Source organism: Moritella yayanosii (assembly GCF_900465055.1).
GTDB classification, from domain to species: Bacteria; Pseudomonadota; Gammaproteobacteria; order Enterobacterales; family Moritellaceae; genus Moritella; species Moritella yayanosii.
On record NZ_LS483250.1, the window covers coordinates 3827353 to 3848629 of the forward strand.

Here is a 21277-nt window from a genome sequence, read left to right on the forward strand (position 1 = left end):
TATGTTATCTAAAACAGACAAAGTAGAAGTACTAACCAACTTCTCGACAAATTTAGAGATCGAAGGCCGCAGTTTATGGCAGGATGCGCGTATTCGTTTTATGCGTAATAAAGCTGCGATGGTGAGTTTATTCATTTTATTTTTGATCATACTGTCAGTGATCTTCGTCCCTATGTTAAGTCAATATGCGTTTGATGATACCGATTGGTATGCGATGCATCAGGCTCCTTCGGCAGAACATTGGTTTGGTACTGACAGTTTAGGGCGTGATTTATTAGTACGTACCTTTATCGGTGGTCGTATTTCGATGATGGTTGGTGTGATGGGCGCATTCGTTGCTGTGCTTATTGGCACCTTGTACGGCGCTGCATCGGGCTTTATCGGTGGTAAAACTGACCGGGTGATGATGCGTATCCTTGAGATCCTTTACGCCATTCCATTCATGTTCTTGGTCATTGTGTTAGTGACCTTCTTTGGTCGTGACATTATCTTAATCTTTGTGGCGATTGGGGCCATTGCGTGGTTAGACATGGCACGTATTGTCCGTGGTCAAACCTTAAGTTTACGCGGTAAAGAGTTTATCGAAGCGGCGCATGTTTGTGGTGTTAGCAAGTGGGGCATTATTACCCGCCATATTGTACCGAACGTATTAGGTATCGTCGCCGTTTATTCAACGTTACTTATTCCAAGTATGATTTTAACTGAATCTTTTCTTAGCTTCCTCGGCTTAGGCGTGCAAGAGCCGATGACCAGTTGGGGAGCGTTATTGCAAGAAGGTGCACAAACGATGGAAATAGCAATTTGGCAATTAGGTTTTCCTGCGCTGTTCATGGTAGTCACACTGTTCTGCTTTAACTATGTGGGTGATGGTCTTCGTGACGCATTAGATCCAAAAGACCGATAAGAATAAGATTAAGGAAGCATGATGAGTTTATTAGATGTAAAAGACCTTAGAGTCGAGTTCACCACCCCAGACGGCACTGTAACTGCGGTTAATGATTTGAATTTCTCACTGGAACCGGGTGAAACCTTGGGTATTGTGGGTGAGTCTGGTTCCGGTAAATCACAAACTGTATTTGCTATCATGGGACTATTAGCAAAGAATGGCATTATTTCGGGCAGTGCTAAATTTGAAGGTCGAGAGATTTTAAACCTACCAGAAAAAGAATTAAATCATGTTCGAGCAGAACAGATTGCGATGATATTCCAAGATCCGATGACCTCATTGAATCCTTACATGAAGGTCAGTGAACAGATGATGGAAGTACTCACTCATCATAAAGGCATGTCACGCAAAGAGGCCTTTGAAGAATCAGTATTTATGCTAGATGCGGTGAAAATTCCGGATGCTCGCGCTCGTATTAATATGTATCCCCATGAATTTTCGGGGGGGATGCGTCAGCGTGTGATGATCGCGATGGCATTGTTATGTCGTCCTAAACTGCTGATTGCAGATGAACCGACAACGGCATTAGACGTCACCATTCAAGCGCAGATCATGCAGCTGTTGAATGAATTAAAAGCGCAGTTTAATACTGCGATTATTATGATCACGCATGATTTAGGGGTAGTGGCGGGCAGTTGTGACAAGGTATTGGTGATGTATGCGGGTCGTACCATGGAGTATGGCAAGGTAAATGACATCTTCTATACTCCAAGCCACCCTTATACCGAAGGGTTGCTGAAGTCTATTCCACGTTTAGATACCGAACATGATGTGTTACCGACTATTCCGGGTAATCCACCGAACTTGTTAGCATTGCCAAAAGGTTGTGCCTATCAAGATCGTTGTCATCGTGTACAAGCACACTGTCAACAAGAACAACCGCAATTAATCCCGTTTGCTGGCGATCGTTTACGTGCCTGCTTCTCAGACCAGGGGACATGGTAATGACTGATGTAGTAAAGCAAGAAGCTGCTGCTGGAAAAGCGGCAAAGAAAAATAGAGTCGCCGACAAAAAACTGCTATTAGAAGTGAATGATCTGAAGGTGCAGTTTGATATCCCGTCGAAGTCGTTATGGCCTTGGGCGAAGCCGAGCAAGCTTAAAGCCGTGGACGGTGTCAGTATCAAGTTATACGAAGGTGAAACGCTAGGTATCGTCGGGGAATCGGGTTGTGGTAAATCGACGTTTGCCCGCGCCTTAATTGGGCTGGTGCCTGCCGTGGCCGGTAGTGTGGTTTGGTTAGGTCAAGATCTAACGCGGTTACCGTACAAGGAAATGCGTGAAAAGCGCAAAGAGATTCAAATGATTTTCCAAGATCCGCTAGCGTCACTCAATCCACGTATGACAGTGGGTGATATTATTGCTGAGCCACTACGTACTTTCTTTCCACAGTTATCTAAAGTGGAAGTGAAAGAGCAGGTGAAGGATATGATGACCAAGGTAGGTTTACTACCAAACGTGATTAACCGTTATCCGCATGAGTTTTCGGGGGGGCAGTGTCAACGTATTGGTATTGCCCGTGCTCTTATCTTAAAACCTAAGATGATTATTTGTGATGAACCAGTATCGGCATTGGATGTATCGATTCAAGCACAGGTGGTGAACTTATTACAATCACTGCAGAAAGAACTGGGTTTAAGCCTGATTTTTATCGCCCATGATTTATCGATTGTGAAACACATTTCAGATCGGGTATTGGTGATGTATCTGGGTAATGTTGTCGAAGTGGGTGAGACAAAGGCCTTGTTTGCAGAGCCAAAACATCCGTATACCAAAGCACTGATGTCGGCCGTGCCTATTCCTGATCCGATACTTGAGCGGCAGAAAAAAATTGAAATGCTGGAAGGTGACTTACCGTCACCGTTAAATCCGCCATCAGGCTGTGTATTCCGTACCCGTTGCCCGGTGGCGAAAGCGAGTTGTGCCGAGACCAAGCCTACGTTAACCGGCGATGAAGCACATGCAGTGTCTTGTTTGTTGGTGGCTTAATTTATTCGTTATAACAGTCTGAGTACAAAATAAAATAGTCATAACATCTAATACCTGTCAGCTAAGCGTTGATAGGTATTTTTTTGCTTATTTTTGAATGTCTCCTCGATAATGCCCGGTATTAGGCTGCACTTTATGCGCGAGGTTACGTTAACGCTCGCTACTGGTTCTAAGCTTGTGAATTTAATAGTATTATCCAACATAAAGCCTGTTATTTTTAATAGAGGCTTTATTTTCCTAACATCCCTGATTAATCGGACAATTTTATGAAACTTAAAAATATAGCGCTCTCTGCGTTAACGATTGCTATCGCCACAGGTTGCGGTACAGCTGACCAACAGCCTCAGCATGAGTGGAAACAAGATAAAGAATACAGCATCACTATCTTACACACCAATGATAACCACGGTAATTTCTGGCAAAATAAATATGGTGAACGCGGTATGGCTGCACGTGCCACACTGATTAAAAACATTCGCGCCGAGGTTAAAGCCGAAGGCGGTTCGGTACTGCTGTTATCGGGTGGTGATATTAATACCGGTGTACCGGAATCCGATCTGCAAGATGCAGAACCCGATTTCATCGGCATGAACATGATCGGTTACGATGCGATGACATTAGGTAATCATGAATTTGATAACACGCTTGACGTACTTGCGAAACAAGAAGGCTGGGCAAACTTCCCCTTCATCTCTGCCAATATCTATAAAGATGGCAAGCGCATGTTTGACGCTTACAAGATCTTTAACAAAGACGGTATCAAAATTGCGGTTATCGGCCTAACCACTGAAGATACAGCCAAGATTGGTAATCCTGAGTTTATCGGTGAATTAGAATTCCGCGATCCAAAAGTGGAAGCGAAAAAATTAATCGCGGAATTGAAAAAAACTGAAAACCCAGACATCATCATCGCGGCAACGCACATGGGCCATTATCTTAACGGTGACAACGGCTCCAATGCACCGGGTGATGTACAATTGGCTCGTTACCTTAACGAAGGTGATCTAGACGTGATTATCGGTGGTCACTCACAAGAGCCTGTGTGTATGGAAGGCGCTGAATACGCTGACTTTAAGCCAGGTGATGACTGTGCACCAGACGTTCAAAACGGCACGACTATCGTGCAAGCCCATGAGTGGGGTAAATACGTAGGTCGTGCGGATTACACCTTTATCAATGGTGAGTTCACACTGCAGTCATACAAGCTTATTCCAATTAACTTAAAGAAAAAAATCAACGTTAACGGTAAAAAAGTGCGTGTTCTTATTCAAGATGAGATCGCCCAAGATCCCGCTGTATTCGCCAAACTAAAACCGTTCCAAGAAAAAGGCCAAGCTGCATTAAGTATCAAGATTGGTCAGTCTGATGGTCTATTACAAGGTGAACGTAACGTTGTACGTAACAACCAAACTAACCTTGGTCGTTTGATCGCAACAGCACACATGCAACGTGCCAAAGCAGACTTCGGTGTCATGAATTCAGGGGGTGTACGTGCGTCAATCGAGGAAGGCGTAATCACCTATAAAGACGTACTAACCGTACAGCCATTTGGCAACATCGTGACTTATGTAGATATGTCTGGTGCTGAAATGATGGACTACCTAAATGTAGTCGGCACGAAGACCAAAGACTCAGGTGCGTTCGCACAATTCGCCGGTATTTCGATGACAGTGGCAAACGGCCAGGTATCTAATGTGGTGATTGCCGGGAATGCGATTGACCTGAACAAAACCTATCGCTTCACTATTCCATCGTTTAATGCGGCGGGCGGTGACGGTTATCCAAACATCACTGCACACGCAGCGTTTGTTAACACTGGCTATGTAGATGCAGAAGTACTGAAAGAGTACATCGAAGCCAACTCACCGATCAACGTCGCCGATTTTGAGCCAAAAAATGAAATGGTTTACAACTAAGACTCGTATACAGCCTTGCTAAATAGCTCGGCTTATACAAAATGTAAAATTAACAGCCATGGTGATAAACAGTCATGGCTTGTTGTATTATCCAACTATAAATAAACGTGAAGAGTCGTATTAAATCCCACTAACCCTCTCTCGTACATCCATATAAAACATCATCCGGGCAACATCACTTTTCACTGCGTCTCTAGGTTCCCAAGTATAGTTTTTAGTTAGGTTCCAATTGTCTTCAGCTACAAGTGTGCCGCCGTTATAAAACGAGCACTATTCATTGAAATGTCGGTAGGGCGCAGGTGGAGGAAGTCAGTGTAACCCTGTTGATATTTACTTGTAAAACCGTGACTTATGCCCTTACCAAGCAGGCGTGCGACAGGGCTAAGATATTTTGTTCATATTCTGCCTAATCACTAATGGATAAGATGAACAACTAGCGATCAGTGTTATTTAAAGTGAAAATATTATTAATGCGCACTTGCTTGGAAGTTAGTACTACATCACATTTCTGGTATTTTAACTCTAATTTATCGCCATCATTATTGAACTTTTTTTTAATTGCGATAAACTCGCAACATAAAAATAGCGCTGACTCATACAGAGCTGTGCACCATAAAATGGAAGTAATGATGAAAAATATTAGAAATGCAGCTTTAGCTGCAACAACTCTCGCTGTTATCTCTTGCAACGCGTTCGCGGCTGATTATTCTGATGATATCCACAAGAATGATTACAAATGGTCACAGTTCAACTTAATGTATGCGATAAATGAAAAACCAAGTGGTGAAGATAACTTAAAACATAACTACTTAGAAATGGAATTCGGCGGCCGTTCAGGGGTTGTTGACTTATATGGTTATGTTGACGTATTTAATCTTTTGGGTTCTGATTCTAGCGATTCAGATAAAAAAGATGGTGCAAGCAAACTTTATATGAAGCTTGCTCCACGTTTCTCGCTTGATGGCATGACTGGACAAGATCTATCTTTTGGTCCAGTACAAGAAGTATATATTGCTACGTTATTTAACTGGGGTGGCGGTGCATTTAACAAAGATGGTACTGGTGATGTAAACAATGCATTTTTCGGTCTAGGTTCTGATGTAATGGTACCTTGGTTAGGTAAAGTTGGTATGAATCTTTATGGCCTGTATGAAGTTAACAATAAAGATTGGAACGGTTACCAATTCTCGATGAACTGGTTCAAGCCTTTCGTTAACTTTGATAACGGTAGCTTCATTTCTTATCAAGGTTATATTGATTATCAATTTGGTATGGATACAAGTGCTGGCGGTGTTAGCAGCGGTGGTGCTATGTTCAATGGTATCTACTGGCATTCAGAGCGTTATTCTGTAGGTTATGGTCTAAAAGCGTATAACGATATCTACGGTATCAAAGATAGCAGTGATTTCGCATCTTCAGGTTTCGGCCATTACTTCGCTGCAACTTACAAATTCTAAAAACCTAATTTTAGAATAAGTTTGTGGAGTCACGGTTAGCGTGGCTCCAAATACCCACCTCGTTAATCCTTTCAATACCTTATCGGTCATCTATTTCTGTAATGTTATCTCCACTTCGCTTTATTTTTAATTTCTATTCTCTTGTAATATACAATAATCCTCCTTCATATTTACAACATATTAAGCTGCTTACAGCCATTTACATCGCTTGATCTATAATTATAGGTTTATTACATTTAGCTCAATAAACTTAGATTTAGCTGCACTGAATTTGCTGATCTAAACTCTTGCATATCATCACAATGGAGTTAACGATGAACAATATTCAAATTTTAGTCTTCTCTGCCACCACCCTTGCTGCATTATCCTGTGGTGCTTTGGCTTCTGATTATTCTGAAAATATTCATAAGGGAGATTACAAGTGGATGCAGGCGAACTTGATGTATTCAATCTAGGCTCATCGGATGATAGCAGTTCTGATAAATCCAGTGATTCGAGTAAGATGTTCCTGAAGTTTTCACCGCGTTTTTCTTTAGATGCAATGACAGGTAAGGATCTGTCTTTTGGTCCGGTACAAGAAGTTTATGTTGCCACTTTATTTAATTGGGGGGGCGGTGAAATTGGTGGTGATGTTAACAACTCTTTTTGGGGCATCGGCTCTGATGTCATGGTGCCTTGGTTTGGAAAAGTGGGTATGAATCTTTACGGTCTTTATAACATTAATATCAAAGATTGGAATGGTTTTCAGTTCTCGATGAACTGGTTTAAACCGTTTGTCCATTTTGGCAGTACTAGTTTCATCGCGTATCAGGGTTATATTGATTATCAATTTGCTGCGGATGCAGATAGTACCGCATTTGTACCGACTACTGATAACGGAGGGGTAATGTTTAACGGAATTTATTGGCACTCAGATCGTTATGCATTGGGGTATGGGATTAAATTTTATAATGATGTATATACGGTCAAAGATGGCGCAGGTGTACTCGGGTTAGAGTCTACCGGTTTTTCTCATTACTTTGCGGCGACTTATAAATTTTAGGTTTACGTTTGGTTATGCTTAAAGAGCCAGTGATCATCTGACTCTCTTTGCAGCGTTGGATATTGAGCAAACGGGTTGATTTGCAACGTGTAGCTCAGGCGTGCTGCGGGGTGGTTTTAAAACGAACAAACCAAGCTGTTAACTGTGTCATCGCGTAACCGAGTAGCGCACCCAGTAGCAGCGGCAGTATAATAGGTATAACATCACCAGCCATGGCAAAGGTAATGCAACAGCCGATAAAGGCACCGGGAATAAATGCCAGTTTGGCATAGCTGGCTTGCAAGCACATGGCGCTGGTCACAATGCCAGTGAGTAAGTAACCTAGCAACGGCGTATCGACAAAACCACTGCCGGTGATAGCTAACCAGGCCCAGAACACTCCAGACAGCGTTGTGAACCAAGTCATTAATACTCCCTGAAATCCGGTTTTTGGTTGTGCAAAATAAGTGCTGCAGCCTAAAAACCCTATCCAGGTAACCAAATGAAACGTATCGGCTATACCACACCACAGTGCAGCAAGTAGACCTGCGGAAATTGCCACTTGGTAACGATCTTTCATGTTTTAACTCTAATATATATACTAATAATTTTAGTAATTAAATTACAGTAAAAGTAAGAATAAAACCATGAAGTATGTCGTAATTACGATATTAAAATCTACATTTCAATAAAATACTCAGTGGAATGTTATTTACGGTGATTTATCCATGTTATTTGCTGTGATTTATCCATGTTAATAGCGGTGCTTAAAATTCAATCATTTATGTTGTAAGAATAGAACCGCATTTTATCCGTGTTATTGTATTTTTTTTTCATTAAATCTGCTCTATTACTTTCGATATAAGCGTTTTTCTTCGTAAAAACAACCTCACTATTTCAAATGAAAGAAATTTCACTCGTTCTTAGATCTAACTCGCATTTTTATACTTCAGGACTAGAATTATCCTTATTTTTAGCTATATTCAACCCATCGAAACGTTTGCGCAAACGTTTCGATGGCGTTAACATACTCGCCATTGCACAATTTTGATTTAGCTATATTCACCTTGTAAGGCGTGACCCATGAAGAAAAATGCACTTATCAACGCAGACTTATCCTATTTAGTTGCAACACTTGGCCATACCAACGAGATCACCATTTGTGATGCGGGTTTACCGGTTCCTGATTCAACGCAGCGTATCGATCTTGCGCTAATTCCGGGTGTGCCGACATTCATCGACACGGTTACAGCGATTCTTGGCGAGATGCAAATTGAAGGCATCGTATTAGCGGAAGAGTTTGCTACGGTGAGCCCCGAGTTACATACCGCCTTACTTGATGTGATCGCCAATGAAGAACAACTAACAAGTAAAACCATTGCAATCACCTATCTTAGCCATGAAGATTTTAAGCAAAGAACGCAGCAGAGCAAAGCCGTTGTGCGCACGGGTGAATGTACACCTTATGCCAATGTGATCTTCCAATCTGGCGTGGTGTTTTAATAAGGTAGGAACTGACATGAGGCAAGCAATTTTAAAACTCAGTGGTATCGAAAAATCATTTCCGGGTGTGAAAGCACTGGATAATGCTTGTTTGAATGTATACCCAGGTAAAGTAATGGCATTACTGGGCGAAAATGGTGCCGGTAAGTCGACGCTGATGAAGGTACTTACGGGTATCTATCCCATGGACAAAGGTAATATTAACTATCAAGGTAGTGATGTTAGTTTTGATGGTCCGCGTCATTCGCAAGAGATGGGCATTAGTATTATTCATCAAGAACTAAACTTGATCCCTGAGTTAACGATTGCTGAAAATATCTATTTAGGCCGTGAAAAAACCAATGCGTTTGGCGGTATTAAATGGGCAGAGATGTATCGTGATGCGGATATATTGCTACAGCGTTTAAATGTAAAGCACAGTTCGCGTCAGTTACTGGGTGAGCTCAGTTTAGGTGAACAGCAAATGGTTGAAATTGCCAAAGCGCTGTCATTTCAATCTCAAGTGATTGTGATGGATGAACCGACCGATGCCTTGACAGAAAGTGAAACTAAATCATTATTTAAAGTGATTAACGAACTGCGCAATGATGGTTGCGGTATCGTTTATATCTCGCACCGTTTAAAAGAGATCTTCGAGATCTGTGATGATATTACCGTACTGCGTGATGGCCAATTTATTGCCGAAATTGCGGTGACGGACATCGATGAAGATGGCTTAATTGAGAAAATGGTGGGCCGTCGTTTAGATGAAATTTACCCACGTATTGCTGCGACGCATGGCACGATCTGCATGGCAGTTGAAAATATTGTGGCACCGGGTGTGCACAATGTCAGTTTCACCTTAGACCATGGTGAAATATTAGGTATCTCGGGGTTAATGGGTGCTGGCCGTACTGAATTAATGAAAGCTATTTATGGGGCATTACCGCGTGAATCGGGTGATGTGATCTTAGACGGTAAGCTTGTTAGTCCAGTAACCCCTCGCGACGGCTTGGCCAATGGTATTGCCTACATTTCTGAAGATCGTAAAGGTGATGGGCTCGTCCTTGGTTTGTCGGTAAAAGAAAATATGTCTTTGTGCGCATTAGATTATCTGTCTAAAGGTGTGCAATTAGATCACGCGAAAGAAGCGACAGCCGTCGAAGATTTTATGCGCCAATTTAATATTAAAACCCCAAGTCGCGATCAGATGATTGGCAACTTATCTGGTGGTAACCAGCAGAAAGTAGCGATTGCCAAAGGGTTAATGACCCGCCCTAAAGTTCTTATTTTAGATGAGCCCACCCGCGGTGTTGATGTTGGTGCTAAAAAAGAAATCTACCAGTTAATCAATCAATTTAAAGCCGAAGGCATGAGTATTATCCTAGTGTCGTCAGAAATGCCAGAAGTATTGGGCATGAGTGACCGCATTTTAGTGATGCACGAAGGCCGTATCAGCGGTGAATTTATGGCTGAACATGCGAGCCAAGAAAAACTAATGGCGTGTGCCGTTGGCAAAAAAATCAATGAGGCAGGGCTATGAGCCAGAACCAAACAGTGAATAACAATTCTAATAATAATGTGACCGGTGATGTTATGACGAAAACTTTAACCCGAAAATTTTTCACGAAAGAATGGTTGTTTGAACAAAAATCATTAATTGCCTTAATTTTTCTGATTGTGGTGGTGTCTTTTTTAAACCCGTACTTTTTCACTACGGGCAATATTTTAAACATATTACGTCAAACATCGGTGAGTGCGATCATTGCTGTGGGCATGACCTTAGTGATCTTAACCGGTGGTATTGATTTAGGTGTTGGTTCGGTATTAGCCCTCTGTGGTGCCTTTGCTGCGACCTTAATATCAATGGAAGTGTCAGTGATGATAGCCGTACCTGTGGCATTATTTGCGGGGGCTGCATTAGGTGCAATGAGCGGTATTATTATTGCCATAGGTAAGGTTCAAGCCTTTATTGCGACGCTGGTGACCATGACCTTATTGCGTGGTGTGACCATGGTATATACCGACGGTCGTCCAATTTCAACCGGTTTTACGGATGTTGCCGATAGTTTCTCATGGATCGGTACGGGTTATTTATTAGGTGTGCCAGTACCAGTCTGGATAATGGTTATTGTGTTTGCTTCGGTATGGTACTTACTTAATCATACGCGTTTTGGTCGTTATGTTTATGCCCTTGGTGGTAACGAAGCGGCGACACGTTTATCGGGTATTAACGTCGATAAAGTGAAGATTGGTGTTTATGCAATCTGTGGTTTACTGGCTGCACTCGCTGGTCTGATTGTGACCTCGCGACTCTCATCTGCGCAACCAACCGCGGGGATGGGGTATGAGTTAGATGCGATTGCAGCAGTCGTCGTTGGCGGTACCAGTCTTGCGGGTGGTAGAGGTCGAATTATGGGTACGCTGATCGGTGCATTAATTATCGGCTTCCTCAACAACGCATTAAATCTATTGGATGTATCTTCATACTTCCAAATGATTGCTAAAGCTGTGGTGATCTTACTGGCAGTATTAGTTGAAACGAAAAAGAAATAAAGAAATAAAGAAATAAAGAAGTAAGCAAGAGAAGCATAACAACAATAAAACTAGCGATAAATAGTCGTAATAAACAACCTGTGAACCTCAATACCCTATCTGAGGCAGCAGAATTAACGTAAGAAGGTATATGTAATGAAAAAATTAGCAACCTTGATCTCTGCCGCTGTCGTGTCAGTATCTTTCAGTGCAACCGTGATGGCGCAAGATACGATTGCAATGGTGGTGTCGACGCTAAACAACCCTTTCTTTGTCACCATGAAAGAAGGTGCAGAAGCGAAAGCGAAAACCTTAGGTTATAAGTTAATTGTGCTGGATTCACAAAACGATCCAAGTAAAGAATTAGCGAACATTGAAGATTTGACCGTGCGTGGCGTCAAAGCAATCTTAATCAACCCAACCGATTCCGATGCAGTATCGAATGCGATCCGTATGGCCAACCGCGCTAATATTCCAGTGATCACATTAGACCGTGGGGCGAGTCGCGGTAAAGTAGTGAGCCACATTGCGTCTGATAACGTTGCTGGTGGCGAAATGGCCGGCCAATATATCAGTGACACCATTGGCGCTAACGCAAAAGTGATCCAACTAGAAGGTATCGCGGGTACTTCTGCAGCACGTGAACGTGGTCAAGGTTTCATGAACGCGGTTGGAAAAAATAAAATGAATCTGCTTGCGAGTCAACCCGCTGATTTTGATCGTACTAAAGGTCTTAACGTAATGGAAAACATGCTTGCTGCTAACCCAGACGTACAAGCTGTATTCGCGCAAAATGATGAAATGGCATTAGGTGCATTACGTGCCGTTCAAGCATCCGGTAAAGACGTATTAATCGTTGGCTTTGATGGTACTAAAGACGGTATTGCTGCCGTTAATCGCGGTATCTTAGGCGCGACAATTGCACAACAACCTGCGTTAATTGGTGCACTTGGTGTTGAAACTGCGGACAGAGTACTTAAAGGTCTGCCTGTAGAGAAAAACATCGCGGTACCACTACAAGTTATTACTAAGTCATAATGTTCGGAAGGGAATAGCGTTAACCGTTATTCCCTTACTTTTTATTTTATTCTCTCCAGTTACAAAGTATTAAGGCTTGTTTATGAATAAATTAGTTGTGTTAGGTAGCGTTAACGCTGATCATGTTTTACAAGTTGCTTCTTTTCCGCGTCCAGGCGAAACCTTACTCGGGCATAGTTATGCTGTGATCCCCGGTGGTAAAGGGGCTAATCAGGCCGTTGCCGCTGCACGTTTAGGCGCAGATATTGCGTTTATCGCTTGTGTGGGTGATGACAGTTTTGGTGCTAATATGATCACCGAGTTTGGTCGTGATGGTATCAATACCCAAGCCGTGATGGTGGAACAAGATACCCCGACAGGGATCGCGATGATCCAAGTGGCGGCAACCGGTGAAAACAGCATTTGTATTTCGGCAGAAGCCAATGCCTGCTTAACGCCAGAACGCCTCGCACCACATAGCAAATTAATTGAGCAAGCGGATACACTGTTAATGCAATTAGAAACGCCGATTGCAACGATTACGCAAGCGGCTAAAATAGCGAATCAAGCGGGTACGCGTGTGGTATTAAATCCGGCGCCTGCACAGCCATTAAGTGATGAACTATTAGCTGTTGTTGATTTGATCACCCCCAACGAAACCGAAGCAGAATTATTAACGGGTATTAAAGTGACTGACATGGCGTCAGCGCAAGTAGCCGCTAATGCATTACATGCTAAAGGTATCAGCGAGGTGATGATCACGTTAGGTAGCCAAGGCGTATGGATCAGCAAGGCTGGCACTGGTAAGCAAGTAAAAGGTTTCCGTGTTGACGCGGTTGATACCACGGCTGCAGGTGATACCTTTAATGGTGGTTTACTTGCAGGGTTACAAGCAGGATTAGTACTCGATGACGCGATCCGTTTTGCCCATGCTGCCGCGGCCATCTCAGTAACCCGTGTTGGTGCTCAAACATCGATACCAACGAAAGCGGAAGTGGATGCATTTTTAGCGTTACAAAATTAACAATACCTTATTTTCACAATAAACGATGATGGACAAGATTAGCTGATGGCAACAATTAAAGACGTAGCAAAACATGCCGGTGTATCAACGTCAACGGTGAGTCATGTATTAAACAAAACGCGTTATGTGAGTGACGAGGTGTCTGCGCGCGTAAAAACGGCCGTTGACGAGTTACGTTACGCACCGTCGGCATTAGCACGTAGCCTTAAAGTCCAGAGTACCAAAACCTTTGGTATGTTAGTAACAACCTCGACCAATCCGTTTTTTGCTGAAGTATTGAAAGGTGTTGAACGTCGTTGTTATGAGTATGGTTATAATTTAATTCTGTGTAATACCGAAGGCGATGTTGCCCGTATGCATGCTAATCTTGATATCTTATTGCAAAAGCGTGTTGATGGTTTAATGTTGATGTGCAGTGAAGTTGAAAGCCAAGGCTTTAATCTATTTGAACGTCACAAACCGGTACCGACAGTGGTGATGGATTGGGGCCCTACCAATTTTCCTTGTGATAAGATCAAAGATAACTCTCATCGCGGTGGTTATATGGCAACACAGCATTTAATTGCGAAGGGTCATACCGAGATTGGTTGTATTACCGGTGTATTAGATAAGCTTACTGCGCAACAACGTTTTGCTGGTTTTACCCAGGCAATGGACGAAGCGGGTTTAGCTATTAATCCGAAGTGGGTGACCGCGGGTAACTTTGAATGCGAAGGTGGTGAACAAGCCTTTGCCGAAATGGTTGCTAACGGCCCATTACCATCGGCACTCTTTGTGTGTAACGACATGATGGCAATGAGCGTGATCAACAGCGCCAGTAAAAAGGGTATCTCAGTGCCAGAAGACCTGTCTATTATCGGTTATGATGACATTCAATTGGCAAAATATATTACTCCGTCATTAACCACTATCCATCAGCCAAAACACCGTCTAGGTAAAAAAGCGGTAGATATGCTACTCGAACAAATTAAGTCGAAGAGTGAAAGTAACCAGATTATCGAGTTAGAACCTACCTTAGTGGAGCGCGATAGCGTGAAAGCATTGAATTAGAACATGCTAATTACAGATTATAAATAACGCCTATTGAGATAGATTTTCAATGGGCTTTTTTGTGTCTGTAACAAAATAATACACGACGACTCACCACCGGGATTTAATATGCTATGTATTGATTATATCCAAGTAACTTGGGTATATATTTAGTTAATTTAAGGGACGTTTATGCAATCAAAATATCTCGGCTTATGGTTCATCATACTACAGTCTTTGCCATCATTATCTTACGCCAAAGCCGAGGACTTTTTCCGTCTTAGTGGTGGTGGTTTATTGATTAGTGGTATTGAAATGCAATATTCAGACGTGATGGCAATGATCAATAAAGAGAAATTGTCGCAACGGATTGGGCATAACCACTATATTTTGCATGCATCTGTTGGTGGTGAGTTCGATGTGACGTTCAAATTTAGCGGCGGGAAGTTAACCGACATGGTTGCTAAGCAGTTAGGGCGAGCTGATCATCATTAACTAAGGCATTGGCTGTAATCAAAGTAAATTAAAGTAAAGTGAATGTACTGTTATTATATATTTTATTAGTATTTATAATAACATATAGCGTAGAACTTGGTTTAATCTGCGCTTCACATCCTTTAGTTATCCGCTTTACTCAAAATGGAAATGTTCATGAAAAAAATAAATAAAGCATTATCTCTTACACTGGCTACACTCGTCTCTATGCCTGTTCTTGCTGAAAACATCAACACCGACAATTTTTCTTTTGGTGGACGTATTGAAGCAAGGGCTGCGCTTGCTGATAGCGATTTTACTGATAAATCGCGTGTTCGTTTAAATGGTCAAGGTAAGCATGAAATCAATGATGCTTTAACGGCGATTGGTAAATTCGAGTATGAGTTAACACAAGATAGCGATGAAACGGATACGACTGTTAAAAACAAGACTCGTTATGCATACGTTGGTGTTGAGACTGCATACGGTACATTAACTTATGGTACTCAAGATAATGCTGTTACCTATCTTACTGACTTTACCGATATGGCTGAATACTTTAGTGGTTATACCAACGAAGAAATCACAGCGAGCGGTGACAGAGCTGAAGATACAATTCTTTATAGCGTAAGCAAAGGTGATTTAACATTTAATGCATCTGCTAACCTTAAAACTACCGAGAATGGCGGCGGCCTGATGGTTGCTTATAAATTGCTGCCAAGTGTTGAAGTGAGTGCTGGTTATGCGGCAACTGAAGGTTTTGGTACAAACAGCAGTGATACATTCTTAGATGAGACTGAATCATCAGATGTTTACATGATTGGTGCGCGTTATACGAAAGATAGCTTGTTAGTGTCAGGTCTAGTACAAACTGGTAGCTATGGCGGTTCAGACTTCGATGCTGTTGATGCATTTGCTGCTTATTCATTTGGTGAGAACACTGTAAACGTTTCATATAACTATTACAGTGCAGATGATACAAACGAGCTAGATGTAAACTTTGTGGCATTTGAATATGCTCGTTATATTGGTGATGTAGCTGCTTATGCGAGTTATAAAGTTGCACTTAACAACGATACTTCTGCTGGTAAAGGTCCTAATAATAACAATGCCGATGAATTTATGATTGGTGCTCGTTACTCTTTCTAAGACTGACGACTTCAATGTAATGATTCATTGAAATAGATCTATTACTGAGCAGCGCGTAACAAAGAGTTCGCGTTCGCTACTTCTGTCGGTTTCTTAGTCTTTTCCGTAGAAAAAAGTAATATATCTTTTATATAAATCCCGCTTATTTGCAGTAAGCGGGATTTTTTTGATCGTTTAATATAAGTCTAGAGTAAATACCAACGAATTTAACTGTATTCTGTCACTGCATATAAATGTAATGGTTGTGGTGAGTTAAAAAAAATAAAAAACAGCTAAAGATTATCGTTAGTCACTAGTTTATAAATCAATTGAAATGGACGTTCAATTGACGTAGTCCCTCCAAAACAGAAGGATCGTGACTGCGAATTGGCCGTGATTGACGCAATAGTCATATTTTTCATGTTATAACCTACATCCAATAAGAACGCGGCTTCGGCATAAAGTCGATGGTGTCCGACATGTTTTTCATTTCACCACTTAGCGCTTCTGTTGTTGGCTGTTCTAATTTATGGCCCTTTACGTCAACCACATCGCTTGCATCAATCTGCTGCTTGTCCAAGTCATCAACGCTAATTGGTTGATCTGCTGTGGCATCTTCTATCGCTGCGGGCGCTAAAGCTTGAATAGTACTTGTCGGTTGGTTGATTGGTTGGTTGTAATTGGTGCTACAACCTTGATTCAACAGACAGATAAATATAATTAATGGTATATATCTCATGCTCACCCCATACAGGTATTGTTATTTATTAAATGACGTCTTGTATTCGCAATGACTTACTCTGTTTGGGTTTTTAACACAGCCATTACTGCCATGAATTGTGTAATGGCCAGTAGACCATTCTTTTCTTCTTTTTCTTTAGCCTTATTACCAATTATCGATGGGATATCGCTTTTTGAGCTATCCGGGGTCGTGATGCAACCTTGAAGTGATACGCAAAGAAACATCATTAACACTATTTTACTCATCACCACTCCATTGATTTTCGCTTAAAAAACAAGATTTCACCTGTTTTTGTTAAATTTTGGATAAAGAAAAGCCCATTGAATCAAACTATTCAATGGGCTGCGACACTTAGGAGGTGCCGTTCTAAGTACAGATTGGTGGAGTCGGGGGGAGTCGAACCCCCGTCCGAAAAACCTACATCCGTGGTACTACATGTTTAGTCATCTCTATTAATTTAACTTTTTATTAAGCCGAGTGACAGGCCGAACAAAAGCGTGCTCGATTGAGTTTAGCGCTTTCTCTACGAGCGAAGAGTCCACGCGATCCCGATATTTAATGACCATACAATATTAGAGACCCTCAGGCAGGGTTCTAAATGATGGCTAGCTAGCCTAAGCTGCTAGAGAGTAGTTAGAGTCGTTTGCAACTATAACAGTGCGGCTTTTTACGAGGCCAACCGCCCCTCGACATGCACCTAGGGTTTCGTGAATCTCGTCGAATCCTAAATCGACCCCAGAACTAAAATTCTACGCCATTAGTGTAGAATTGCAACACATTAACGAACTTTGTGCTTCATCATACGTTCTTTGTCTATTTTCCATTCACGATCTTTCACATCTGAACGTTTATCGTGCTCTTTTTTACCTTTGGCAAGACCAATGTTGACTTTCACCCAGGCCTGTTTCCAGTACATAGATGTTGCCACAATCGTGTAACCTTGGCGTTCAACTTTACTTGCAAGTACTTCTAATTCACGCTTGTTTAATAATAGCTTACGAATTCGAGTCGGATTACAAACAACATGGGTGGACGCAGCATCAAGTGGCATGATCTGCGCACCAGACATAAATGCTTCACCGTTTTTAATAAACACATAACTCTCGGTAATATTAACTTTACCGGCGCGTAACGATTTAACTTCCCAACCTTGGAGTTCTAATCCCGCTTCCAAGCGGTCTTCGATGTGATATTCGAAACTAGCCGTTTTATTTCTTGCTATGGTGTTTTCGCTTTTTTTTGGTTTTTTCTTAGCCATAATTTATCTTTATGCACCCATCATTGACGGAATTTAATGTTATAAATCTTATAACAAAATCGAATTTTATCCTAGTACTAGTCTTACTTTGCGTGGAATAACAAATGAATTTTATGCAGATAAATGCTAAAGTTGTCTAATTATGACTACTGGCGGAGAGATATTGAGCCATTAGTAAGCGATTTAATTTTTTGATTGTTGTTTTCAATATAGGAACTCGTATGCCACGGATAACGCGCAGCGCGCTGTTAATGTATAGCGCTGACCAAATGTTTAATTTAGTAAACGATGTTAATGCATACCCAGATTTTTTACCCGGATGTACGGGTTCACGCATTTTAGATGAACATGATAATCAAATGACAGCAGCTGTTGTGGTTGCTAAAGCTGGTATCAGCAAAACATTCACCACCAAGAATACCTTGATACCTGGGCAAGAAGTCAAAATGGACCTGGTTGATGGGCCGTTTAAGAAATTGACTGGCGGTTGGACGTTTAAAGCATTAGATGAAACCGCATGTAAAGTAACCTTGGATTTAGAGTTTGTATTTAGCAGTAAATTAGTAGAAATGGCGTTTGGGCGTATTTTCACTGACTTAGTGAATAACATGGTGCAATCTTTTACCGAGCGTGCAAAAGAGGTTTATGGTGTCGATCAAAATTAATGTTGAAGTGATTTATGCCTTACCAAAAGAACAAATTACCTTCACGGTAAGTGTAGAACAAGGTGCAACTGCGCAGCAAGCGATTGAAGCATCGGGGATATTAGCTAAATACCCGGAAATAGAACTGAATAAGAACAAATTAGGCATCTACAGCCGTTTAATCAAACTTGATACTGTGCTTCAAGACGGTGAACGGGTTGAAATATACCGACCGTTAATTGCAGATCCAAAAGAGATGCGTAAACGCCGAGCGCTGAAAGCCAAAGAAGAAGGTCGACTGCATGAAAAGACCGGTCAAAAAATAAAATAATGCGATAGGCATAATAAAAATCACAATCTAGCGCAGGTTGTGATTTTTATTATCGAATATTGTCGACCGTTTTATCTATCTAGCGGCGTTGCAAAATTTGGGTTTAGTGGATAATCACCAACCACAGTTTTCAAGTTTTCACCTGCAAACGTTAATACCAACTGTTTCGTTGTTATTTTGCCTCGCCCGGTTTTGAAATGATATAAATAATTCCACACATCATGGTCGAACGAATCAACTAACATTGGACTACCAAGTACATAAGTTACTTGTTCTTTAGTCATATCCACACGTAATTTGTCTACTTGGCGATCCTCAACATAGTTACCTTGTGGGATATCAATTTTATAAACCATTTTTTCTAGAATTGAGCAGCCCGATAAACTAATGATAGCCAAGCCTGCAATAAGTAAGTGTTTTAAGCGCATAAGTATTTTGCTAATTAAGTCCATATAGAAAGGTAAATAATAACTCGGCTGGCGAGTGAAGTAAATCGGTGTATTTAGCCGACTTACTTAACGATACGCTGATTAGAAGGTAAAAGCAGGCTTTAGTTCCCTGTGTTATCGCTATTGTGATAGGTTAAACTAACATTTCGGCTGCGCTATTTAGGGTTGATGCCGTGATCTTATCACCACCGAGTAAACGTGCTAACTCTGTAATACGCATTTCCTTCGTTAAGGTTTTCATACTGGTTTCGGTGGTTTTACCGTCGGTGGTTTTACTCACAAACATTTGCTGATGCCCTTTTGATGCTACTTGCGGTAAATGGGTGACACACATGACTTGGGTTTTATCGCCTAGTTGGCGTAATAGCTTGCCGACAATGGATGCTGTTTTTCCAGAGATACCTACATCTACTTCATCAAAAATTAACGTCGGGGTTGAGATTTTTTGTGCGGTGATCACTTGGATTGCTAAGCTGATACGTGATAGTTCACCCCCCGATGCTACTTTACCAAGTGCTTGTAAGGGTTGTCCTGGGTTGGTTGATACCAAGAAGTTAATATTGTCTAAACCTTGTGGGTTAGGGGTTTTATGTTTACTGCTTTCAAGGACCATCTCAAAACAACCGTTCTCCATACTCAGTTCATGCATACTGGCGGTGATCAGCTTGTTTAACTGTTTGGCGTATTTTTGGCGGCTAAGCGATAGTTTTTCTGCTTGTTGATGATATTTGGCTTGTGATGCTTGTAATTCAATTTTAATGCTGTCGATACGTTCATCCTCACCGGCGATATTGTCGAGTTCTGCTTTTAACATGTGATGATGTGTGGCTAAATGGTCCGCTGGTACTTGATGCTTACGGGCGAGTTCGAGGGCTTTACCTAAACGTTCATCTAAGTATTCAAATTGTTGCGGATCACGGTCAAGATTATCGGTATAACTGCGCAGCTCGTTACCGGCTTCTTCAACCAGTACCACAGCATCTTGTAAAGTATCGGTGATCGATTTTAATTTCGGATCCATGTCGAGCAAGTTTTCTAAACGATGGGTAACGACTTGCAACATGTTGCAGATCGCATTGTCTTCGTTTTCATACAGGGTATCGACACAGCTCATACTCTCTTGCACTAACTCAGTGCGGTTTGCTAACAGCTTGTGTTCTGCTTCTATCTGGCTGTACTCGCCGTCAGCAAGGGCGAATTCGTCAAGTTCTGATACTTGATATTGTAATAGCTGCTGTCTCGCCGCACGCTGTTGTTGATTTTGTGATAGTTTTTTTTCTTCATTAGATAAATTGTGCCAAGCATGATAACTATCACGTACGTTGATTTGTAGTTTTTTATGATTGGCATAGCCATCCAGGATCGCTAATTGAATTTCAGGCTTTAGCAAGGCTTGGTGTGCGTGCTGGCTGTGTACTTGCACCAAAAATTGCGACAGGGCTTTAAGCTGCTGTAAGGGTACCGGTATACCATTGATATAACCTTTAGAGCGACCTTCTGCGGTGATCACTCGGCGCAGGATACATTCATCTTCATTATTTAATTCGTGCTCGACTAACCATTTATAAGCGAGAGAATTTGCTTCAACGGTAAAGGTCGCGCTTATTTCCGCTTTTTTTTCACCGGGACGAACGGTACTGGCATCAGCACGAGAGCCTAAAGCAAGACCCAATGCATCGATAGCAATGGATTTACCGGCACCGGTTTCCCCCGTTACTGTGGTCATTCCCGATTTCAGTTCAAGTTCTAAAAATTTAACGATAGCAAAATTATGAATAGTGAGTTGCGTTAGCATACGTATCCTGTGTATTTTATCAGGCTGGTTTTATATACAGT

General features: G+C 41.7%; 21 protein-coding genes, 1 other RNA gene and 2 pseudogenes. 16 read left to right on the plus strand and 8 right to left on the minus strand.

What is annotated here, in order from left to right; translation table 11 throughout:
• Window position 1: 1 nt before the first annotated feature.
• The 4 genes from oppC to ushA all read left to right on the plus strand — a co-directional run bounded on the left by oppC (window position 2) and on the right by ushA (window position 4850).
• Window positions 2–904 carry an oligopeptide ABC transporter permease OppC gene (gene oppC / locus MORIYA_RS17790; protein ID WP_112717334.1) on the plus strand — a complete coding sequence of 301 codons (903 nt, stop codon included), beginning with the start codon at window positions 2–4 and terminating at the stop codon, window positions 902–904.
• A gap of 21 nt (window positions 905–925) precedes the next feature.
• On the plus strand, window positions 926–1891 hold the full coding sequence (gene oppD, locus MORIYA_RS17795) for an ABC transporter ATP-binding protein (RefSeq protein WP_112717336.1): 966 nt from the start codon (window positions 926–928) through the stop codon (window positions 1889–1891).
• Window positions 1891–2934, plus strand: coding sequence for a murein tripeptide/oligopeptide ABC transporter ATP binding protein OppF (gene oppF / locus MORIYA_RS17800; RefSeq protein WP_112717338.1), 1044 nt, complete (start codon window positions 1891–1893; stop codon window positions 2932–2934). Before oppD ends, oppF begins: the two co-directional genes overlap by 1 nt.
• Before the next feature lie 266 nt (window positions 2935–3200).
• Window positions 3201–4850 carry a bifunctional UDP-sugar hydrolase/5'-nucleotidase UshA gene (gene ushA / locus MORIYA_RS17805; protein WP_112717340.1) on the plus strand — a complete coding sequence of 550 codons (1650 nt, stop codon included), beginning with the start codon at window positions 3201–3203 and terminating at the stop codon, window positions 4848–4850.
• A 120-nt stretch (window positions 4851–4970) separates the two neighbouring features.
• Here ushA and MORIYA_RS21850 read toward each other — a convergent pair.
• A pseudogene (locus tag MORIYA_RS21850) lies at window positions 4971–5057 on the minus strand (hypothetical protein); the annotation flags it as partial.
• A 422-nt stretch (window positions 5058–5479) separates the two neighbouring features.
• On the opposite strand from MORIYA_RS21850, the gene MORIYA_RS17815 reads away from it, so the two are divergent.
• Both MORIYA_RS17815 and MORIYA_RS17820 read left to right on the plus strand, forming a co-directional pair.
• Entirely contained in the window at window positions 5480–6307 is an 828-nt protein-coding gene (locus MORIYA_RS17815) for a nucleoside-specific channel-forming Tsx family protein (RefSeq protein ID WP_112717342.1), read from the plus strand.
• Between the two features lie 314 nt (window positions 6308–6621).
• Window positions 6622–7349 (plus strand): annotated as a pseudogene (locus MORIYA_RS17820) (nucleoside-specific channel-forming Tsx family protein).
• 94 nt (window positions 7350–7443) lie between these two features.
• Here MORIYA_RS17820 and MORIYA_RS17825 read toward each other — a convergent pair.
• Window positions 7444–7908, minus strand: a complete 465-nt coding sequence (locus MORIYA_RS17825) for a DUF1097 domain-containing protein (RefSeq protein WP_112717344.1) — start codon at window positions 7906–7908, stop codon at window positions 7444–7446.
• A 503-nt stretch (window positions 7909–8411) separates the two neighbouring features.
• Here MORIYA_RS17825 and rbsD point away from each other — a divergent pair.
• The 8 genes from rbsD to MORIYA_RS17865 all read left to right on the plus strand — a co-directional run bounded on the left by rbsD (window position 8412) and on the right by MORIYA_RS17865 (window position 16038).
• The gene (gene rbsD, locus MORIYA_RS17830) at window positions 8412–8831 is read left to right on the plus strand and encodes a D-ribose pyranase (RefSeq protein WP_112717346.1); all 420 of its coding nucleotides are present in this window, start codon (window positions 8412–8414) and stop codon (window positions 8829–8831) included.
• 16 nt (window positions 8832–8847) lie between these two features.
• Window positions 8848–10353 carry a ribose ABC transporter ATP-binding protein RbsA gene (gene rbsA, locus MORIYA_RS17835; RefSeq protein WP_112717348.1) on the plus strand — a complete coding sequence of 502 codons (1506 nt, stop codon included), beginning with the start codon at window positions 8848–8850 and terminating at the stop codon, window positions 10351–10353.
• A gap of 53 nt (window positions 10354–10406) precedes the next feature.
• Window positions 10407–11366, plus strand: coding sequence for a ribose ABC transporter permease (rbsC, locus tag MORIYA_RS17840; RefSeq protein WP_112718669.1), 960 nt, complete (start codon window positions 10407–10409; stop codon window positions 11364–11366).
• 135 nt (window positions 11367–11501) lie between these two features.
• Entirely contained in the window at window positions 11502–12383 is an 882-nt protein-coding gene (rbsB, locus tag MORIYA_RS17845) for a ribose ABC transporter substrate-binding protein RbsB (RefSeq protein ID WP_112717350.1), read from the plus strand.
• A gap of 82 nt (window positions 12384–12465) precedes the next feature.
• Entirely contained in the window at window positions 12466–13386 is a 921-nt protein-coding gene (gene rbsK, locus MORIYA_RS17850; RefSeq protein WP_112717352.1) for a ribokinase, read from the plus strand.
• A 45-nt stretch (window positions 13387–13431) separates the two neighbouring features.
• Window positions 13432–14436, plus strand: a complete 1005-nt coding sequence (locus MORIYA_RS17855; RefSeq protein WP_112717354.1) for a substrate-binding domain-containing protein — start codon at window positions 13432–13434, stop codon at window positions 14434–14436.
• 171 nt (window positions 14437–14607) lie between these two features.
• The gene (locus MORIYA_RS17860; RefSeq protein ID WP_112717356.1) at window positions 14608–14910 is read left to right on the plus strand and encodes a hypothetical protein; all 303 of its coding nucleotides are present in this window, start codon (window positions 14608–14610) and stop codon (window positions 14908–14910) included.
• Between the two features lie 156 nt (window positions 14911–15066).
• On the plus strand, window positions 15067–16038 hold the full coding sequence (locus MORIYA_RS17865; RefSeq protein WP_112717358.1) for a porin: 972 nt from the start codon (window positions 15067–15069) through the stop codon (window positions 16036–16038).
• 409 nt (window positions 16039–16447) lie between these two features.
• Here the strand turns inward: MORIYA_RS17865 and MORIYA_RS17870 are convergent, their stop codons facing one another.
• The 4 genes from MORIYA_RS17870 to smpB form a co-directional block, all read right to left on the minus strand.
• Window positions 16448–16756 carry a hypothetical protein gene (locus MORIYA_RS17870; RefSeq protein ID WP_112717360.1) on the minus strand — a complete coding sequence of 103 codons (309 nt, stop codon included), beginning with the start codon at window positions 16754–16756 and terminating at the stop codon, window positions 16448–16450.
• 56 nt (window positions 16757–16812) lie between these two features.
• Window positions 16813–17004 carry a hypothetical protein gene (locus MORIYA_RS17875; protein ID WP_112717362.1) on the minus strand — a complete coding sequence of 64 codons (192 nt, stop codon included), beginning with the start codon at window positions 17002–17004 and terminating at the stop codon, window positions 16813–16815.
• Window positions 17005–17137: 133 nt separating this feature from the next.
• Window positions 17138–17496: a transfer-messenger RNA gene (ssrA, locus tag MORIYA_RS17880) on the minus strand.
• Window positions 17497–17537: 41 nt separating this feature from the next.
• Complete coding sequence (smpB, locus tag MORIYA_RS17885; protein ID WP_112717364.1) at window positions 17538–18017, minus strand: SsrA-binding protein SmpB; 480 nt, start codon at window positions 18015–18017, stop codon at window positions 17538–17540.
• Window positions 18018–18238: 221 nt separating this feature from the next.
• Between smpB and MORIYA_RS17890 the strand changes: the two genes are divergently transcribed.
• On the plus strand, window positions 18239–18682 hold the full coding sequence (locus tag MORIYA_RS17890; RefSeq protein ID WP_112717366.1) for an SRPBCC family protein: 444 nt from the start codon (window positions 18239–18241) through the stop codon (window positions 18680–18682).
• Window positions 18663–18992, plus strand: coding sequence for an RnfH family protein (locus tag MORIYA_RS17895; RefSeq protein WP_112717368.1), 330 nt, complete (start codon window positions 18663–18665; stop codon window positions 18990–18992). Before MORIYA_RS17890 ends, MORIYA_RS17895 begins: the two co-directional genes overlap by 20 nt.
• A 71-nt stretch (window positions 18993–19063) precedes the next feature.
• On the opposite strand, the gene bamE is transcribed toward MORIYA_RS17895, so the two are convergent.
• Both bamE and recN read right to left on the minus strand, forming a co-directional pair.
• Complete coding sequence (bamE, locus tag MORIYA_RS17900; RefSeq protein ID WP_112717370.1) at window positions 19064–19420, minus strand: outer membrane protein assembly factor BamE; 357 nt, start codon at window positions 19418–19420, stop codon at window positions 19064–19066.
• A gap of 154 nt (window positions 19421–19574) precedes the next feature.
• Window positions 19575–21236, minus strand: a complete 1662-nt coding sequence (recN, locus tag MORIYA_RS17905) for a DNA repair protein RecN (RefSeq protein ID WP_112717372.1) — start codon at window positions 21234–21236, stop codon at window positions 19575–19577.
• Between the last annotated feature and the right edge of the window lie 41 nt (window positions 21237–21277).

Coding starts and splice junctions, on each gene's coding strand:
- oppC (WP_112717334.1), top strand. CDS start 2: ATGTTATCTAAAACAGACAAAGTAGAAGTACTAACCAACTTCTCGACA.
- oppD (WP_112717336.1), top strand. CDS start 926: ATGAGTTTATTAGATGTAAAAGACCTTAGAGTCGAGTTCACCACCCCA.
- oppF (WP_112717338.1), top strand. CDS start 1,891: ATGACTGATGTAGTAAAGCAAGAAGCTGCTGCTGGAAAAGCGGCAAAG.
- ushA (WP_112717340.1), top strand. CDS start 3,201: ATGAAACTTAAAAATATAGCGCTCTCTGCGTTAACGATTGCTATCGCC.
- MORIYA_RS17815 (WP_112717342.1), top strand. CDS start 5,480: ATGAAAAATATTAGAAATGCAGCTTTAGCTGCAACAACTCTCGCTGTT.
- MORIYA_RS17825 (WP_112717344.1), bottom strand. CDS start 7,908: ATGAAAGATCGTTACCAAGTGGCAATTTCCGCAGGTCTACTTGCTGCA.
- rbsD (WP_112717346.1), top strand. CDS start 8,412: ATGAAGAAAAATGCACTTATCAACGCAGACTTATCCTATTTAGTTGCA.
- rbsA (WP_112717348.1), top strand. CDS start 8,848: ATGAGGCAAGCAATTTTAAAACTCAGTGGTATCGAAAAATCATTTCCG.
- rbsC (WP_112718669.1), top strand. CDS start 10,407: ATGACGAAAACTTTAACCCGAAAATTTTTCACGAAAGAATGGTTGTTT.
- rbsB (WP_112717350.1), top strand. CDS start 11,502: ATGAAAAAATTAGCAACCTTGATCTCTGCCGCTGTCGTGTCAGTATCT.
- rbsK (WP_112717352.1), top strand. CDS start 12,466: ATGAATAAATTAGTTGTGTTAGGTAGCGTTAACGCTGATCATGTTTTA.
- MORIYA_RS17855 (WP_112717354.1), top strand. CDS start 13,432: ATGGCAACAATTAAAGACGTAGCAAAACATGCCGGTGTATCAACGTCA.
- MORIYA_RS17860 (WP_112717356.1), top strand. CDS start 14,608: ATGCAATCAAAATATCTCGGCTTATGGTTCATCATACTACAGTCTTTG.
- MORIYA_RS17865 (WP_112717358.1), top strand. CDS start 15,067: ATGAAAAAAATAAATAAAGCATTATCTCTTACACTGGCTACACTCGTC.
- MORIYA_RS17870 (WP_112717360.1), bottom strand. CDS start 16,756: ATGAGATATATACCATTAATTATATTTATCTGTCTGTTGAATCAAGGT.
- MORIYA_RS17875 (WP_112717362.1), bottom strand. CDS start 17,004: ATGAGTAAAATAGTGTTAATGATGTTTCTTTGCGTATCACTTCAAGGT.
- smpB (WP_112717364.1), bottom strand. CDS start 18,017: ATGGCTAAGAAAAAACCAAAAAAAAGCGAAAACACCATAGCAAGAAAT.
- MORIYA_RS17890 (WP_112717366.1), top strand. CDS start 18,239: ATGCCACGGATAACGCGCAGCGCGCTGTTAATGTATAGCGCTGACCAA.
- MORIYA_RS17895 (WP_112717368.1), top strand. CDS start 18,663: ATGGTGTCGATCAAAATTAATGTTGAAGTGATTTATGCCTTACCAAAA.
- bamE (WP_112717370.1), bottom strand. CDS start 19,420: ATGCGCTTAAAACACTTACTTATTGCAGGCTTGGCTATCATTAGTTTA.
- recN (WP_112717372.1), bottom strand. CDS start 21,236: ATGCTAACGCAACTCACTATTCATAATTTTGCTATCGTTAAATTTTTA.